We start from the raw sequence: 15,386 nt of genomic DNA, 5'->3' as shown, positions 1-15,386 counted from the left end.
GTGTTTCACGTGAAACATTTTGACGTCATCGTGATTGGCGGCGGGCATGCCGGATCGGATGCGGCGCATGCAGCCGCCCGGATGGGTGCGCAAACCGCATTGGTTACTCTGTCGCGCGATGGCATCGGCGTCATGTCCTGCAACCCGGCCATTGGCGGACTAGGCAAAGGCCACCTTGTCCGCGAGATTGACGCACTGGATGGGGTCATGGGCCGCGTCGCCGACAAGGCAGGCATTCAGTTTCGACTTCTGAACCGACGGAAAGGGCCGGCGGTCCAGGGGCCGCGCGCACAGGCCGACCGCAAGATCTATCGCGAACAGATGCTCGCTGAGATGACCGCAGTGCCAAACCTCGCGATCATCGAGGGGGAGGCCGCAGATTTCATCATGAACGGCGACGCCGTGGCCGGTGTCGTTCTTGCTGACGGAAGTGAAATCAGAGCGAGCGCCGTCATTCTGACAACCGGAACCTTTCTTCGCGGTGTAATACATATTGGCGACGTCTCGAGGCCGGGTGGTCGTATGGGCGACAAGCCCTCTGTCAAGCTTGCGGAGCGGATCGACTCGTTCGACCTGAAGCTTGGCCGATTGAAGACAGGAACGCCACCGAGGTTGGATGGCACCACCATTGACTGGGGACTGCTCGACGATCAACCCGGCGACGATCACCCGGTAATGTTCTCGTTCCTGTCCAAAGGCCCGACTGCGCGCCAGGTGTCATGTGGCATAACGCATACGAATGAGCGGACCCACCAGGTGATCCGCGGCAACCTTGCTCGCTCGGCTATGTATGGCGGTCACATCGACGGCATCGGCCCGCGTTACTGCCCCTCGATCGAGGACAAGGTGGTTCGCTTTGCGGACAAGAACTCGCACCAGATTTTTCTTGAACCAGAGAGCCTTTCCGACAACGTGATCTATCCGAACGGGATATCAACGTCCTTGCCGGAGGAGGTTCAAGAGGAGTACGTCCATTCGATCCGCGGCCTGGAGGCGGCACAGATCCTGCAACCCGGTTATGCCATCGAGTATGACTATGTCGATCCTCGCGCTCTGGACGCTACCCTGGCGGTGAAATCCGTTCCCGGGCTTTACCTGGCAGGGCAGATCAACGGCACGACTGGCTATGAAGAGGCCGCCGCGCAGGGGCTCGTGGCCGGCATCAATGCGGCTTTGGCCGTGCGGGGAGTGGAGCCGCTGATCTTCAGTCGCTCCCAAAGCTATATCGGCGTGATGGTGGATGATCTCATCACCCGGGGTGTCTCGGAACCCTACCGGATGTTCACATCGCGCGCCGAGTTCCGCCTGTCTTTGCGAGCTGATAACGCTGATCAACGCCTAACGCCCGTCGGGTCTTCGATTGGGTGTGTCGGCGAGTTCAGAAGGAAAGCGTTCGAAGACAAGATGGAGCGGATCGAACGTGCCCGGCATCAGCTTGAAGAGAAAAGCTATACGCCGAAAGACCTTGCCGCGATTGGCTTGAAAGTGAACGCAGACGGCTCTCGGCGTAACGGGTTTCAGCTTCTTGCGTTTCCCGATGTAGACTTTTCGACCTTGGCGGATCTGGATCCCTCCCTGGCCGACGTCGATGAAAGCACGCGGGCCCAGATTGAGAAGGACGCGCTGTATGCCAATTACATTGAGCGCCAGAACCGTGACGTCGAAATGATGAAGCGCGACGAAGCCCAGGTGATTCCGTCCGGGTTCGAGTTCTCGGCCATTACCGGGCTTTCGAACGAGCTCAAGTCCAAGCTATCTGCAGCAAGGCCCCGTGATCTTGCTCAGGCTGCGCGAATAGACGGGATGACGCCTGCGGCCTTGACGCTTATCCTCGCACGATTGCGGTACCTGAAACGAGAGAAGTCTGCATGACCGGTGCAAAGCCGCTCGATGTTTCACGTGAAACAATGGAGCGGCTGACCATCTATTCAAATCTGCTGGCGAAATGGAACCCGCGCATCAATCTTGTCGCCAAGTCAACGTTGAATGACCTTTGGCAGCGGCATGTCGTAGACTCCGCGCAGCTTTATGGCTTGGTGCCGCATCCGGTTGACCACTGGGCCGATCTGGGCTCCGGCGGTGGCTTTCCCGGCCTGGTTATCGCCATCATGGGCATGGAGCATGGATCACCAAACCGGGTCACACTGGTCGAGAGCGACGCTCGCAAATGCGCCTTTCTTCGAACCGTGATCCGCGAAACTGGCGTGAAAGCCGCGGTGATTACGGAACGTATCGAAAACACCACGGCGCTGGATTGCGATGTCCTCAGCGCAAGGGCATTGGCCAAGCTGTCAACTCTCCTGTCTTTTGCCGAACGACATATGCAGCCGAACGGCACCGCGCTCTTTCCCAAGGGTGAGACCTGGAAAAAAGAACTCGAAGAAGCGCAACAGACGTGGAAGTTCGAACATCAGGTTGCTAGAAGTCAAACCGAAGACGGCCCCGTTGTTCTGAGCATTGCAGGAGTCACCCGTGTCTGACCCGACCCGGCCAAAAGCACCAAGAATCATCGCAGTTGCCAACCAGAAAGGGGGCGTGGGGAAGACCACGACCACCATCAACCTGGGAGCCGCGCTGGCGGAAGCTGGCAGCCGTGTCCTGATCGTGGATCTTGATCCACAGGGCAACGCATCAACCGGCTTGGGTATCGAGCCGGATGCGAGAACCTTTACGACTTACGACCTTCTCCTGGACGAAGTTGACCTGGACGAGGTGGTTCTGGAAACCGGTGAAGATAACCTCCAGATCATTCCCGCCACCGTCGATCTGAGCTCTGCGGATATCGAGCTCATATCGAACGAGAAGCGAAGCTTCCTGCTGCACGATGCCTTGCGCCAGCCTGCAATAGATCAGTTCGGGCTCGACTACATCCTGATTGACTGCCCGCCGTCGCTCAACCTTCTGACCGTTAACGCCATGGTCGCCGCGCATTCTGTACTCGTGCCACTACAATCCGAGTTCTTTGCTCTGGAGGGCCTGTCGCAGTTGATGCTGACCGTGCGGGAGGTGCGTCAGTCGGCCAATCCGAACCTGCGGATAGAGGGGATTGTGCTGACCATGTACGACATGCGCAACAACCTCTCGGCACAGGTAGAAGAGGACGCCCGGGAAAACCTTGGGGATCTGGTATTCAAGACGTTGATCCCGCGGAACGTCCGCGTGAGTGAAGCGCCGTCTTACTCGGTGCCGGTGCTGCGGTACGATACAGCCTCCAAGGGGGCGCAGGCGTACCGTGAACTGGCAGCAGAAATGCTGCGAAATCATGCACCTGTAGCGGCCTGATGGAAATGAGAGGTTGGGATGGCAGATAAGAAACCAAAGCGTGGCCTGGGTCGCGGCCTTTCGGCCCTGATGGCTGATGTCAACGAGGGGCACGGCGACGAGACCACGGAAGCCAAACAGCCCGACCGTGTCATACCCATCGAAATGATTGTTCCGAACCCGGATCAGCCGCGCCGAACCTTCGATCCGGATGCGTTGGACGACCTGGCTGCCTCGATCCGCGAAAAGGGGATCATCCAGCCGTTGATCGTCCGGCCGAGCCCGAGAGCAGAAGGCCAGTTTGAGATTGTTGCTGGCGAACGCCGCTGGCGCGCCGCTCAGATGGCGAAGCTTCACGCGGTGCCAGCCCTAGTTCGTGAGTTCGATGACACCGAAGTGCTCGAAGTTGCAATCATCGAGAACGTCCAGAGGGCCGATCTGAACGCAGTGGAAGAGGCTGCGGGTTACAACCAGCTGATGGAGAAGTTCGGCCATACGCAAGAGAAGTTGGCAACGGCTCTCGGCAAAAGCCGCAGTCACATCGCGAACTCGGTGCGCCTGCTCACGTTGCCTTCGGAAGTGCAAGAGTATGTGCGGAACGGAAAACTCTCTGCCGGTCACGCGCGAACGCTGATCACGGCCGAGGATCCGGTTTCGTTGGCGAAACAGATCATCAAGAAGGGTCTGTCGGTGCGCGAGTCGGAGAAACTTGCCAAGGCCAGCCAAGATAAAGTTACATCCGAGCGGGCTAAGCCACAGGTCAGGACCGCGCCCGATAAGGATGCTGATACGAAAGCGCTGGAGGGTGATCTTTCCGCCGGCTTGGGAATGAAGGTTTCCATCGAGCACAAGGCAGGCAAGGAAAGCGGCCAGATCGTTATTGCGTATGATACGCTCGAACAGCTTGACGATCTGTGCCGGATCCTAAGCGTCAGTCATTAGGTCGTGTCCAGAGGAAGATCAGGACGCACCCAAGAACAAGGCCTTGTATTGCCAACAGCACGGGCCGAAGGCCCAATGCGATGGAGATGAAAAAGACCACGGCAATCGACGCGGTTGCAAGCTTCTTGGCGTTGCGACTGATGGCGCCCTTCTGCTGCCAATTGACAATGGCGGGGCCGAAATGCGGATGGCACAGGAGCCAATTGTGCATTCGCTCGGAGGACCGCGCGAAGAAAAATGCCGCCAGAAGCATAAACGGAACGGTTGGAAGCAAAGGCACAGCCACACCCACCATGCCGAGAACGACACAGACCAACCCAAGGCACAGCCAGACGACTCGCATGACCTAATTGGCCAAAAGGTCTTTGATCACCGCATTCAGGACGAGACGACCCCGTTCCGACGCGCGGATTTCGTGTCTATTCCGCCTTATCATGCCTATTTCCTCAAGCCGCGCCAGCGCGTCGGCTGACAGATCCTCGCCAGACATAGCCTTGTAGCGCCGTGCATCAATACCCTCGTTGATCCGTAGACCCATCATCAGGTACTCGCCGGCTTGATCCCTTTGATCGATTGGCTCGATTGTGCCGCTTGAAACACCGGATTCAACGGCGTGCAGCCATTTTCCCGGTTGGGCGTAATCCACCGTGGCGTACCGCTGACCGTTGACGGTCACACGCCCGTGCGCGCCTGGACCGATCCCGGCATAGTCGCCGTATCGCCAGTAAACGAGGTTGTGCCGGGATTCGGCGCCAGGGATGGCGTGGTTCGAGATCTCATAGGCGGGCAGGCCGGCCGCGCTGCACACCTCTTGCGTGACGTCATACATATCTCCGGCGCGGTCGTCGTCGGGTAAACCTAGCAGCTTGCCGCGGTCAAACCGGTCGCCAAACGCGGTGCCGGGCTCGATCGTGAGCTGGTACAATGACAAGTGATCGACGGCCAATGAAAGCGCTTCTTCAAGTTCCGTACGCCACTGGGTTACCGTTTGATCCTGCCTTGCGTATATCAGGTCGAAGCTCACCCGGGAAAAATATTTCCTTGCAATATCAATAGCTTGGTAAGCCTCGGCAACCGAGTGAATACGGCCTAGACGGCGCAGATCACCATCATTCAACGCCTGAATCCCCATCGAGATGCGCGAAACCCCGGCCTCGGAATAACCGGCAAAGCGATTTGCCTCGACGGATCCGGGGTTGGCTTCCAAGGTGATCTCGAGATCATTGGCCGTCGGCCAGCTTCCTCGAATCTTCTCGATAACCTCCGCTACGACGTCCGGCGCCATCAGGCTGGGCGTGCCACCACCGAAGTACACCGTGTTGAGCACCCGGTGCGGAAGCATTTCCGCGTAGCGATCGATCTCGGATAAATACGCCTTCTTCCAGCGATCCTGATCGATCGTCTTCGCGACATGAGAATTGAAGTCGCAGTAAGGGCATTTTGCTTCGCAGAACGGCCAGTGGATGTAGAGGCCGAAGCCGCCGCGCTGCCAGTCTTCAGTCAAAGCAACCCTGCACCAGTTTTGCGAAGGCATCGGCGCGATGGCTCATCCGGTTTTTCTGCGGACCATCCATTTCGCCAAAGGTGATGCTGTAGCCGTCGGGTTGAAAAACCGGATCGTACCCATGGCCCTCGTTCCCACGCATCGGCCATACGACGCGTCCTTCGACCCTTCCCGGAAACACCTCGTCGTGCCCATCGGGCCAGGCAAGCACAAGTGTGCAGCAAAAACGGGCGGTCCAGGGTTGCGGCGCGCCGGATTGAACGAGCTCGTCGTGAGCCCGGGTCATGGCCTTCACAAAGTCACGCCCGTTCCCCGTTTCTGCCCAGTCCGCTGTCCAGACACCCGGCTTGCCATGAAGAGCATCAATCTCGATGCCGCTGTCATCCGACAGCGCCGGCAGACCCGTAGCCTTGGCTGCCGCGTGAGCCTTGATCCTGGCGTTGCCCACGAACGTGGACTCGGTTTCCTCCGGTTCCGGCAAGCCTTTCTCGGCCGCGCCTATGACAGATACACCGTAAGGCTTGAGCAAACTCGAGATCTCATCCAGTTTGCCGGCGTTATGCGTAGCCACCAGCAGCGTATCGCCCGAGAACTTACGCATTGACCGCCGCATTCTGTGCGTTCACCAACTCCTTGACGCCCTTTTCGGCCAGGTCCATCAGGTGCTCCATCTGCGTCCGAGAGAAGGTCGCACCCTCGGCGCTCATCTGAACTTCAATCAGCTGACCGGAACCCGTCATGATGAAATTGCCGTCGACGCCGGCATCACTGTCTTCCGGGTAATCGAGATCGAGCACCGGCTGGCCGGCGTAAATCCCGCAGCTGACAGCCGCGACGGGATCGATCATCGGGTCGCTGATCACGTCGCCGATCTTGAGGAGCTTCTGAACGGCAAGGCGCAACGCAACCCATCCGCCGGTTATCGAGGCACAACGCGTGCCGCCATCTGCCTGGATCACATCGCAGTCCACCGTGATCTGCCGTTCACCGAGCGCCACCCGGTCAATACCGGCTCGAAGGCTGCGACCTATCAGGCGTTGGATCTCGACCGTGCGGCCGCCCTGTTTGCCGGCTGTCGCCTCGCGCCGCATCCTGCTGGTCGTCGAGCGCGGCAGCATGCCGTACTCGGCCGTGACCCATCCCAGGCCGGAACCTTTGATGAATGGAGGTACGCGGTCCTCTATCGTGGCGGTGCACAAAACATGGGTATCGCCGACCTTGATCAGGCAGGACCCTTCCGCATGTTTGGTAACCCCGGTTTCGATTGAAACCGGCCGCATCTCGCTTAAGTCTCTCCCGGAAGGCCGCATGGCAAATACCTCGTTATTTGGTGCGTTGGGGATACATGGCTGCCCTCGGCATGCGCAACCCCGATTGACGTTTTCATCTGTCCGTCTTTAATGGCGGATCACGTAGGAAGGATGTCCTTCGGAATGAACGACGCAGGCAAGGTTCTCGAAGAGATGAACGCACGCTCGCGCGAAGTGTTTCGCCGCGTCGTTGAAACCTATCTGGCCACGGGTGATCCGGTAGGGTCTCGCACGCTGACGCGCAACATGAGCGAGAAGGTCAGTGCTGCGACCATCCGCAACGTCATGCAGGATCTGGAGTATCTCGGCCTGCTCAACAGTCCGCATGTTTCCGCCGGCCGCATACCGACGCAGGAAGGGCTGCGGATGTTCGTCGACGGGCTGCTGGAAGTCGGTGATCTCGACACGACCGACCGCCAGATGATTGACGCAACGCTCGGAAGCAACTCCGATGACGTCGGCACCGCGCTCGACCGGATCGGTGCAGCCCTATCGGGTGTAACGCATGGCGCCTCGCTGGTGCTGGCGCCGAAGCATGAAGCGCCAATCAAGCATATCGAATTCGTCGGGCTCGGACATGACAGGGCCCTGGTCGTACTGGTCTTTGCCGACGGGCATGTCGAGAACCGGATATTCACACCGCCGCCGGGCCAGACCCCAAGTTCGATGAGAGAAGCGGCGAATTTTCTGAACGCACTGGTCGAAGGCAAGACCTTGTCTGGCCTGCAATCGGTCATTGCGAAGGAAATCGAGTCACGGCGGCAGGAGATCGATCAGCTTGCCCAGCAACTCGTCGAAAGCGGGCTCGCCATCTGGGAAGGCGAATCGGACAATTACGAGCGGTTGATCGTGCGCGGCCGGTCAAATCTGCTCAATCCCGAGACCGAAGAAGAGGATCTCGAACGCATTCGAACACTGTTCGACGACCTCGAGAGGAAGCGGGACATTGCCGAGTTCCTCGAATTGGCCGACGAGGGCGAGGGGGTGCGGATTTTTATCGGCTCGGAGAACAAACTTTTCTCACTTTCGGGTTCCTCTTTGGTGGTCTCTCCATATATGAACGCTGACCGAAAGATTATTGGCGCGGTGGGCGTGATCGGCCCGACGCGCCTGAACTATGGGCGCATCGTGCCGATCGTCGACTACACGGCGCAGATCGTCGGCAAACTGATCGCGGACCGAAGTTAGAGGTGCAAGAATGGCAAAGCGTGACGAAGACCGGTTCCTGGACGACATCGCCGAGGTGGAAGCCGAGGAAGAAGCCCGTATGGCTGAAGATGTCCCTGAAGATCAGGACGAGGTCGAAACGCTGAAGGCGGAACGCGACGCGCTGCAGGATAAATTCATGCGTGCGCTGGCAGACGCGGAGAACGCACGCAAACGTGCAGCGAAGGAGCGGACCGAGGCCGAGAATTACGGCGGTTCCAAACTGGCCCGCGACATGCTTCCGGTGTTCGACAACATGAAGCGCGCGGTCGAGTCGGTAACCGAGGAACAGCGCGAGGTAGCCGGCCCTCTCATCGAGGGGATCGAGCTGACCATGCGCGAGCTGATCAAGGTGTTCGAAAAGCACGGCATCCGCGTGATTGACCCCCAGGTCGGCGAGCGGTTCGACCCGCAGCAGCACGAAGCGATGTTCGAAGCACCCCTGCCTGGCACGAAACAGGGCGATATCATCCAGGTGTCGGCGCAGGGATTCATGCTGCACGATCGCATCCTGCGCCCGGCACAGGTTGGGGTGTCATCGTTCCAAGGTTGACGGATCAGTCCTTCAACAGGCACTTCAATTCGTAAATCAGGTCGAGAGCTTCCCGAGGCGTCAGTTCGTCGGGGAGTATCTCGCCCAAGCGCTTCTCGGCGCGCGACTCCCGTGATTTTGCCTTGGGCTGCGGAGGTGGGCTGGCGGCGAACAGCGGCAGATCGTCGATGAAGGCCTCACGCTTGCCGCGCCCCTCTCGCTCTCCCTTTTCAAGGGCATCCAGAACCACCCGCGCGCGCTCCACGACCGATTGGGGCAACCCAGCCAGCTTGGCGACCTGAACGCCGTAGCTTCTGTCGGCCGCGCCACGCCGGACTTCGTGAAGGAAGACGACGTCACCTTCGTGTTCCTTGACGGCCACCGTGGCATTATCGACCCGGGCCAATTTCTCGCTGAGATTGGTCAGTTCGTGGTAATGGGTCGCAAAGAGGGCACGACAGCGGTTGATCTCGTGGAGGTGTTCCAGGGTGGCCCAGGCTATCGAGAGGCCGTCGTAGGTTGCCGTGCCGCGGCCGATCTCGTCGAGGATCACCAGAGCGTGATCGTCAGCCTGGTTCAGAATTGCCGCGGTTTCGACCATCTCGACCATGAATGTCGAGCGGCCGCGGGCAAGGTCGTCCGACGCGCCGACCCGGCTGAAGAGCTGGCTTACCAAGCCGATATGCGCGAAACGGGCCGGAACATAGGCGCCCATCTGAGCCAGCACGGCAATCAGAGCATTCTGGCGAAGGAATGTCGACTTGCCGGCCATGTTGGGACCAGTGAGAAGCCAGATATCGCTGTCTTCTCCCAACGCGCAATCATTGGCGATGAACGGGTCACCACCCTGAGCGCGCAGGGCACGTTCAACGACAGGGTGTCGCCCTCCCTCGATCAGTAGGGCACGGCTGGCGTCAACCTTCGGACGGCACCAGTTCTCGGACCTTGCCAGATCAGCGAGAGCCGTCGTCAGGTCGAGCTCGGCCAAGGCCGCCGAAGTCTGCGAGAGCGTTGGTGAACTATCCAGAACGGCGGATTTCAGGCTTTCATAGAGCCGTTTCTCGATCTCCAGTGCCCGCCCGCCGGCGTTCAGGATCTTCGTTTCCATTTCGCTGAGGGGAACGGTGGTGAAGCGCACCTGATTGGCCGTGGTCTGGCGGTGCTTGAACGTCTCGTTCAGCGGGGCCGACAGCATCTTTTCCGAATGGGTGGCCGTCACTTCGACGAAATAGCCCAGAACGTTGTTGTGCTTGACCTTCAGGCTCTGAATACCTGTGAGTTCGATGTAGTCGGCCTGCATGCCGGCAATCACGCCGCGCCCTTCATCCCGTAAGCGACGTGCCTCGTCGAGGTCGTCATTGTACCCCGCTGCGACAAATCCACCGTCGCGCGCAAGTAGAGGAGGCTCGGCAACCAGCGCCTCGTCCAGGAGGGCGAGGAGATCATTATGGTTTGACAGTTCCCCTACGGAACGCTGTAGAAGGTCTGGCAAATCCAACCCTTCCAGCAGGGCAGCGATCTGCAAAGCTTGGGTCAAGCCGTTTCGGATCGCCGCGAGATCGCGCGGACCGCCCCGGTCTACGCTCAAACGCGACAGCGCCCGGTCGAGGTCTGGAACGCGGCGCAGCGCCTCGCGCAAGTCATTGCAAAGGCGAGAATTCTCGACGGCAAAAGCCACCGAGTCCTGACGCTCCTGCACGACATCGAGAACCCGGGAAGGCGACGAAAGCCGGCGTTCCATCAAACGCCCGCCACCGGCAGTCACCGTCCGATCGACCGCGGCCAGCAAGGAACCGGCCCGCCCACCGGAGAGCGCATGGGTCAGTTCGAGGTTCCGGCGGGTCGCGGCGTCGATCTGCATGACGCGCGCCTGTGCCTCTCGGGTCGGCGTCCGCAGGAGGGGCAGTTTGCCTTTCTGCGTGATCTCGAGATACTCGACGAGGGCGCCCATCGCGGCAATCTCGGGCCGGGAAAAGTTTCCAAAAGCCTCCAGAGTTTCGACCCCGTAGAGGCTGCAAAGTCGGTCATGTCCGCCGGTGCTGTCAAACGCCGACCGGCCGAGGGGCGTGATCGAGATACCGGCCTCTGACGTCAGGTCTTCCAGCTCCAACTCATCGGCCTCCGACAGGATCAACTCGCTTGGTGCCAGTCTCGCCAGTTCCGGTCCGAGACGAACTTCCGGCAATGGCATGACGTGAAAACTGCCGGTCGAAATATCGACCCATGCCAACGCGCTCTCGTCTCGAACGCGCGAGAAACTGGCCAGGTAATTGTGCCGCCGCGCTTCGAGCAGGCTTTCCTCGGTCAGCGTGCCCGGGGTAACCAGCCGCACGACATCACGCCGCACGACAGATTTCGAGCCACGCTTCTTGGCCTCCGCTGGATCCTCCATCTGCTCGCAGACGGCGACGCGAAACCCCTTTCGGATCAGTGTCAGAAGGTATCCTTCGGCGGAATGGACCGGCACGCCACACATCGCAATGTCTTCGCCCAAATGCTTGCCGCGTTTCGTCAGGGCGATATCCAAAGCCTCGGCGGCCGCAATCGCATCGTCGAAGAACAGTTCATAGAAATCGCCCATCCGATAGAACAAGAGCGCATTTGGATATTGCGCCTTGATCTCCAGATACTGCGCCATCATCGGCGTCACGGCTGCCTTCTGAGATGTCACGTTGCCCCCTGTTCTCACCTTGCCAGACCTTACAAACGGGCAGGGATCGGCGAAACCCAATTCTCACCGCTGTTGAGCCGGGGGCAAACCCCCGGTAAGGATCAACGGACACAATCAGGAATGACAGCAGACACCATGTCGAAACCCAGATACACCCGCGAAGAGGCACTTGCCTTCCACCTCGAGCCGACACCCGGCAAGTTCGAAGTGACGGCCACCGTGCCGATGACAACGCAGCGCGATCTGTCACTGGCATACTCGCCAGGTGTCGCGGTTCCCTGCGAAGAAATCGCGCAGAACCCAGAGCTGGCGTATGATTATACCAACAAGGGCAACCTGGTTGCGGTCATCTCGAACGGGACAGCGGTGCTGGGCCTCGGCAACCTGGGCGCCCTCGGTTCGAAGCCGGTGATGGAAGGCAAGGCGGTGCTTTTCAAGCGGTTCGCCGATGTCAATTCCATCGATATCGAGCTCGACACCGAAGACCCGGAGGATTTCATCAAGGCGGTCAGGTTGATGGGGCCGACCTTTGGCGGAATCAACCTCGAGGATATCAAGGCGCCGGAGTGTTTCATTATCGAGCAGACGCTCAAGGAGCAGATGGATATCCCCGTCTTTCACGACGATCAGCACGGAACGGCGGTGATCTGCGCGGCCGGCCTGATAAATGCGCTGCACCTGTCCGGCAAGAAAATCGAGGAATGCCGCATTGTCCTCAACGGCGCCGGTGCCGCCGGGATTGCCTGTATCGAGCTTCTCAAGGCCATGGGTGCGCGGCATGAGAACTGCATCGCCTGTGATACCAAAGGCGTCATTTACCAGGGCCGGCAGGACGGCATGAACCAGTGGAAGTCGGCTCATGCCGTGGACACGGAACTGCGAACACTGGAAGAGGCCATGAAGGACGCAGACGTGTTCCTGGGCGTTTCGGTGAAGGGTGCCGTGACCCAGGACATGGTCAAATCTATGGCGCCCGATCCGGTCATCTTTGCCATGGCCAATCCCGACCCGGAAATCACGCCGGAAGATGCCCACGAGGTGCGTCAGGACGCGATCGTGGCTACAGGCCGGTCGGATTATCCGAACCAAGTGAACAACGTTCTGGGCTTTCCCTACCTGTTTCGCGGGGCGCTCGACGTCCATGCCAGGGCAATCAATGACGAAATGAAAATTGCCTGCGCTCACGCGCTGGCCCGGCTGGCGCGTGAAGATGTGCCTGACGAGGTTGCCATAGCCTACGGCCGCAAGTTGTCGTTCGGACGGGATTACATCATTCCGACGCCATTCGATCCGCGCCTGATCCATACGATCCCGCCTGCTGTCGCCCGGGCCTGCATGGACACGGGTGCGGCCCGCCGGCCCATCGTCGATATGGACGCCTACGAGCAGGCGTTGAAGTCGAGACTTGATCCGACCGCCTCGATCATGCGGTCCATCAACGCGCGGGCCCGCAATGCTCAGGCCCGCATGATCTTTGCCGAAGGGGATGATCCGCGGGTTCTGCGTGCCGCCGTGCAATATACGCGTTCCGGTTTCGGTCATGCCATCGTCGTCGGGCGAGACGACGACGTTCAGCACAAGCTCGATGCTGCCGGTCTTGGAGATGCGATTTCCGAAATCGAGATCACGAATGCCGCGAAGACCGAATTTCTCGACGAGTACAAATCCTTCCTTTACGGGAAACTACAGCGCCGAGGGTTCGACCAGCAGGACATTCACCGCCTGGCGGCCCGCGACAGGCATGTGTTCTCGGCTCTGATGCTGGCTCATGGGCATGGGGATGGTCTTGTGACAGGGGCCACCCGCAAGTCGGCCCATGTTCTCGACCGCATCAATCACGTGTTCGACGCGGGAGCAGAACACGGGGCTGTGGGTGTCACCGCCCTGTTGCACAAGGGCCGGATCGTCATGGTCACCGACACCCTGGTCCATGAGTGGCCGGACGAGGAAGATCTTGCCACCATTGCCGAACGCGGGGCGCATGTCGCGCGCAATCTCGGGATTGAACCGCGTGTTGCGTTCGTTTCCTTTTCCACGTTCGGCTATCCGCGCTCGGAACGGGCGGAAAAGATGCACCGGGCGCCAAAGGTGCTGGAAGCGCGCGGGGTCGACTTTGAGTTCGAAGGCGAAATGACGGTGGACGTAGCCCTGAACAAGGCCGCGCAGGAATACTATCCGTTTCAGCGCCTCACCGGCCCGGCGAATATCCTCGTGGTCCCGGCCCGGCACTCTGCCTCCATCTCGACCAAGCTGATGCAGGAATTGGCTGGTGCCACGGTTATCGGTCCGATCCTGTCCGGCATCGACAAGTCTATCCAGATCTGCTCGTCGACGTCGACGGCCAGCGATATCCTCAACATGGCCGTGCTGGCGGCTTGCAAGGTGGGCTGAACGACTGATGATCTATAACCTGGGGTCGATCAACGCAGACTACTTCTACAAGGTACCACGCCTGCCTGTCCCCGGCGAAACACTGGCCGCGACATCGATGAGCTGTGGCCTGGGCGGGAAAGGTGCAAACCAATCCGTGGCAATGGCCCGGGCTGGTGTCGAGGTACGCCATATCGGCGCCGTTGGTGGCGACGGCCAATGGCTCGTCGATCAAATGGCGAAAGCTGGGGTCGATACCCGGCATATTCATCCGAGCCGTTACCCCACCGCGCACGCCATCGTCATGGTCGACAGCGACGGGGAAAACCAGATCGTGATCTTTCCGGGCGCCAACCAGGATCAAAACCCGGAAACGATCAACAATGCCTTGTCGGCGGCTCAGCCGGGTGACTGGCTCTTGTTGCAGAACGAGACCTCGCATCAGAAGGAAACGGCCAGGATTGCTGCTGAAAAGGGTATGGTTGTTGCCTACTCGGCGGCGCCATTCGATGCGGATACGGTGGCGGCATTACTGCCGTATCTGAGGCTGCTCATCATGAATGAAATCGAAGCCGGTCAGTTGGCAAAGGCGCTGGGCGCCGAGCTCCTGCACCTGCCGGTGGCAAACGTCCTGGTAACCAAAGGCACACGGGGCGTAGACTGGCATGATACGCGGCTGATGCAGACGGTCTCGATACCGGCTTTTCCGGTAACGGCCGTCGATACGACCGGGGCGGGCGATACGTTCACGGGTTACGCCATAGCGGGGCTGTCGAGTGGATTGAGCCCCCAGTCAGCCTTGCGTCGCGCCGCCGCCGCGGCCGCCATTTCCGTCACACGCGCGGGAACGGCAGATGCCATCCCCACGAGCCGTGAAGTCGAGGCGTTTCTCGCCTAGCTCCCGATGAACGGCGCCGCCGATCCCCATAGCTGTCGAATGCGCTGGTCGCGATTGCAACCTTCCCTGTAGAACTTGTAGGCCGACGACTGCTTCTTGGGCCCGCCACGGGTGATCACCAGCTTCGTACCTTTGTAGTAGTCCTGGTGGTAGTCTTCGGCCTTGTAGAAAGGACCGGCATTCAGGATCGGCGTCACGATCTTTCGGCCGAGTGCCTGTGCCGCGTTTGCCTTTTCCGCCTCGGCTGCTTGTCGGCCGGCCGCGTCTTTGACAAAGATCGCAGTGCGATAACTGGCGCCACGGTCGCAGAACTGGCCGCCCGCATCTGTCGGGTCGATCGAGCGAAAGAACATATGCAACAGCTGTTCTTCGGAAACTCGGGCCGGATCGTAGAAAATCTGAACGGCCTCGTAGTGGCCGGTGCCTCCGCGGGTGACCTCCTTGTAGGTGGGGTTCTTCGTCGTGCCACCTGTATAGCCTGACACCACTTCCTTCACGCCTTTGACGCTTTCGAAATCGGCCTCGACGCACCAAAAGCAACCTCCGGCTACTGTCAGAACTTCGGTGCCAGCAGCGCGCGCCTTGTTACACTGCACACCAATCCCGACAATGATCAGGGCGGCCAGCATGACCGCTTTGACTTCCTTGAGATGCATGATCATGAAAGCGACCTCCCCAATGAACGCGTTCAT

14 protein-coding genes are annotated in these 15,386 nt (G+C 59.7%); 8 read left to right on the top strand and 6 right to left on the bottom strand.

Going from position 1 to position 15,386, the window contains the following annotated elements; all coding sequences use genetic code 11:
• The 4 genes from mnmG to ACO07J_RS13960 are packed head-to-tail and all read left to right on the top strand — an operon-like array spanning position 1 to position 4,203.
• The gene (gene mnmG, locus ACO07J_RS13975) at positions 1-1,872 is read left to right on the top strand and encodes a tRNA uridine-5-carboxymethylaminomethyl(34) synthesis enzyme MnmG (RefSeq protein WP_422029989.1); all 1,872 of its coding nucleotides are present in this window, start codon (positions 1-3) and stop codon (positions 1,870-1,872) included.
• Positions 1,869-2,480 (top strand): 16S rRNA (guanine(527)-N(7))-methyltransferase RsmG, encoded by a 612-nt coding sequence (gene rsmG / locus ACO07J_RS13970; RefSeq protein ID WP_422029987.1) that lies wholly within the window; start codon positions 1,869-1,871, stop codon positions 2,478-2,480. The genes mnmG and rsmG overlap by 4 nt, the downstream gene beginning before the upstream one ends.
• On the top strand, positions 2,473-3,282 hold the full coding sequence (locus ACO07J_RS13965; protein ID WP_422029985.1) for a ParA family protein: 810 nt from the start codon (positions 2,473-2,475) through the stop codon (positions 3,280-3,282). The genes rsmG and ACO07J_RS13965 overlap by 8 nt, the downstream gene beginning before the upstream one ends.
• 18 nt (positions 3,283-3,300) lie before the next feature.
• Entirely contained in the window at positions 3,301-4,203 is a 903-nt protein-coding gene (locus ACO07J_RS13960) for a ParB/RepB/Spo0J family partition protein (RefSeq protein ID WP_422029983.1), read from the top strand.
• Here ACO07J_RS13960 and ACO07J_RS13955 read toward each other — a convergent pair.
• The 4 genes from ACO07J_RS13955 to rph are packed head-to-tail and all read right to left on the bottom strand — an operon-like array spanning position 4,193 to position 7,017.
• Positions 4,193-4,546, bottom strand: coding sequence for a YbaN family protein (locus tag ACO07J_RS13955; protein ID WP_422029981.1), 354 nt, complete (start codon positions 4,544-4,546; stop codon positions 4,193-4,195). The genes ACO07J_RS13960 and ACO07J_RS13955 overlap by 11 nt on opposite strands.
• 3 nt (positions 4,547-4,549) lie before the next feature.
• Positions 4,550-5,707 carry a radical SAM family heme chaperone HemW gene (gene hemW, locus ACO07J_RS13950; protein WP_422029979.1) on the bottom strand — a complete coding sequence of 386 codons (1,158 nt, stop codon included), beginning with the start codon at positions 5,705-5,707 and terminating at the stop codon, positions 4,550-4,552.
• Positions 5,700-6,308, bottom strand: coding sequence for a non-canonical purine NTP pyrophosphatase (locus ACO07J_RS13945; protein ID WP_422029977.1), 609 nt, complete (start codon positions 6,306-6,308; stop codon positions 5,700-5,702). Before ACO07J_RS13945 ends, hemW begins: the two co-directional genes overlap by 8 nt.
• The gene (rph, locus tag ACO07J_RS13940; RefSeq protein ID WP_422029975.1) at positions 6,301-7,017 is read right to left on the bottom strand and encodes a ribonuclease PH; all 717 of its coding nucleotides are present in this window, start codon (positions 7,015-7,017) and stop codon (positions 6,301-6,303) included. The genes ACO07J_RS13945 and rph overlap by 8 nt, the downstream gene beginning before the upstream one ends.
• Before the next feature lie 123 nt (positions 7,018-7,140).
• Here rph and hrcA point away from each other — a divergent pair, with 123 nt between their 5' ends.
• Entirely contained in the window at positions 7,141-8,205 is a 1,065-nt protein-coding gene (hrcA, locus tag ACO07J_RS13935; protein ID WP_422029973.1) for a heat-inducible transcriptional repressor HrcA, read from the top strand.
• A 10-nt stretch (positions 8,206-8,215) separates the two neighbouring features.
• Positions 8,216-8,776 carry a nucleotide exchange factor GrpE gene (locus tag ACO07J_RS13930; protein WP_422029971.1) on the top strand — a complete coding sequence of 187 codons (561 nt, stop codon included), beginning with the start codon at positions 8,216-8,218 and terminating at the stop codon, positions 8,774-8,776.
• Positions 8,777-8,780: 4 nt separating this feature from the next.
• Here the strand turns inward: ACO07J_RS13930 and mutS are convergent, their stop codons facing one another.
• Complete coding sequence (gene mutS, locus ACO07J_RS13925; RefSeq protein WP_422030887.1) at positions 8,781-11,396, bottom strand: DNA mismatch repair protein MutS; 2,616 nt, start codon at positions 11,394-11,396, stop codon at positions 8,781-8,783.
• A 165-nt stretch (positions 11,397-11,561) separates the two neighbouring features.
• Here mutS and ACO07J_RS13920 point away from each other — a divergent pair, with 165 nt between their 5' ends.
• Positions 11,562-13,817, top strand: coding sequence for an NADP-dependent malic enzyme (locus ACO07J_RS13920; RefSeq protein ID WP_422030885.1), 2,256 nt, complete (start codon positions 11,562-11,564; stop codon positions 13,815-13,817).
• Positions 13,818-13,824: 7 nt separating this feature from the next.
• Entirely contained in the window at positions 13,825-14,694 is an 870-nt protein-coding gene (locus tag ACO07J_RS13915; protein ID WP_422029969.1) for a ribokinase, read from the top strand.
• Here ACO07J_RS13915 and msrA read toward each other — a convergent pair.
• Positions 14,691-15,356, bottom strand: a complete 666-nt coding sequence (gene msrA, locus ACO07J_RS13910; protein WP_422029967.1) for a peptide-methionine (S)-S-oxide reductase MsrA — start codon at positions 15,354-15,356, stop codon at positions 14,691-14,693. The genes ACO07J_RS13915 and msrA overlap by 4 nt on opposite strands.
• Between the last annotated feature and the right edge of the window lie 30 nt (positions 15,357-15,386).

This window comes from Roseovarius sp. (genome assembly GCF_965228755.1).
In the GTDB taxonomy this organism is placed as follows: Bacteria; Pseudomonadota; Alphaproteobacteria; order Rhodobacterales; family Rhodobacteraceae; genus Roseovarius.
This window is presented reverse-complemented; position numbering and strand designations above follow the sequence as displayed.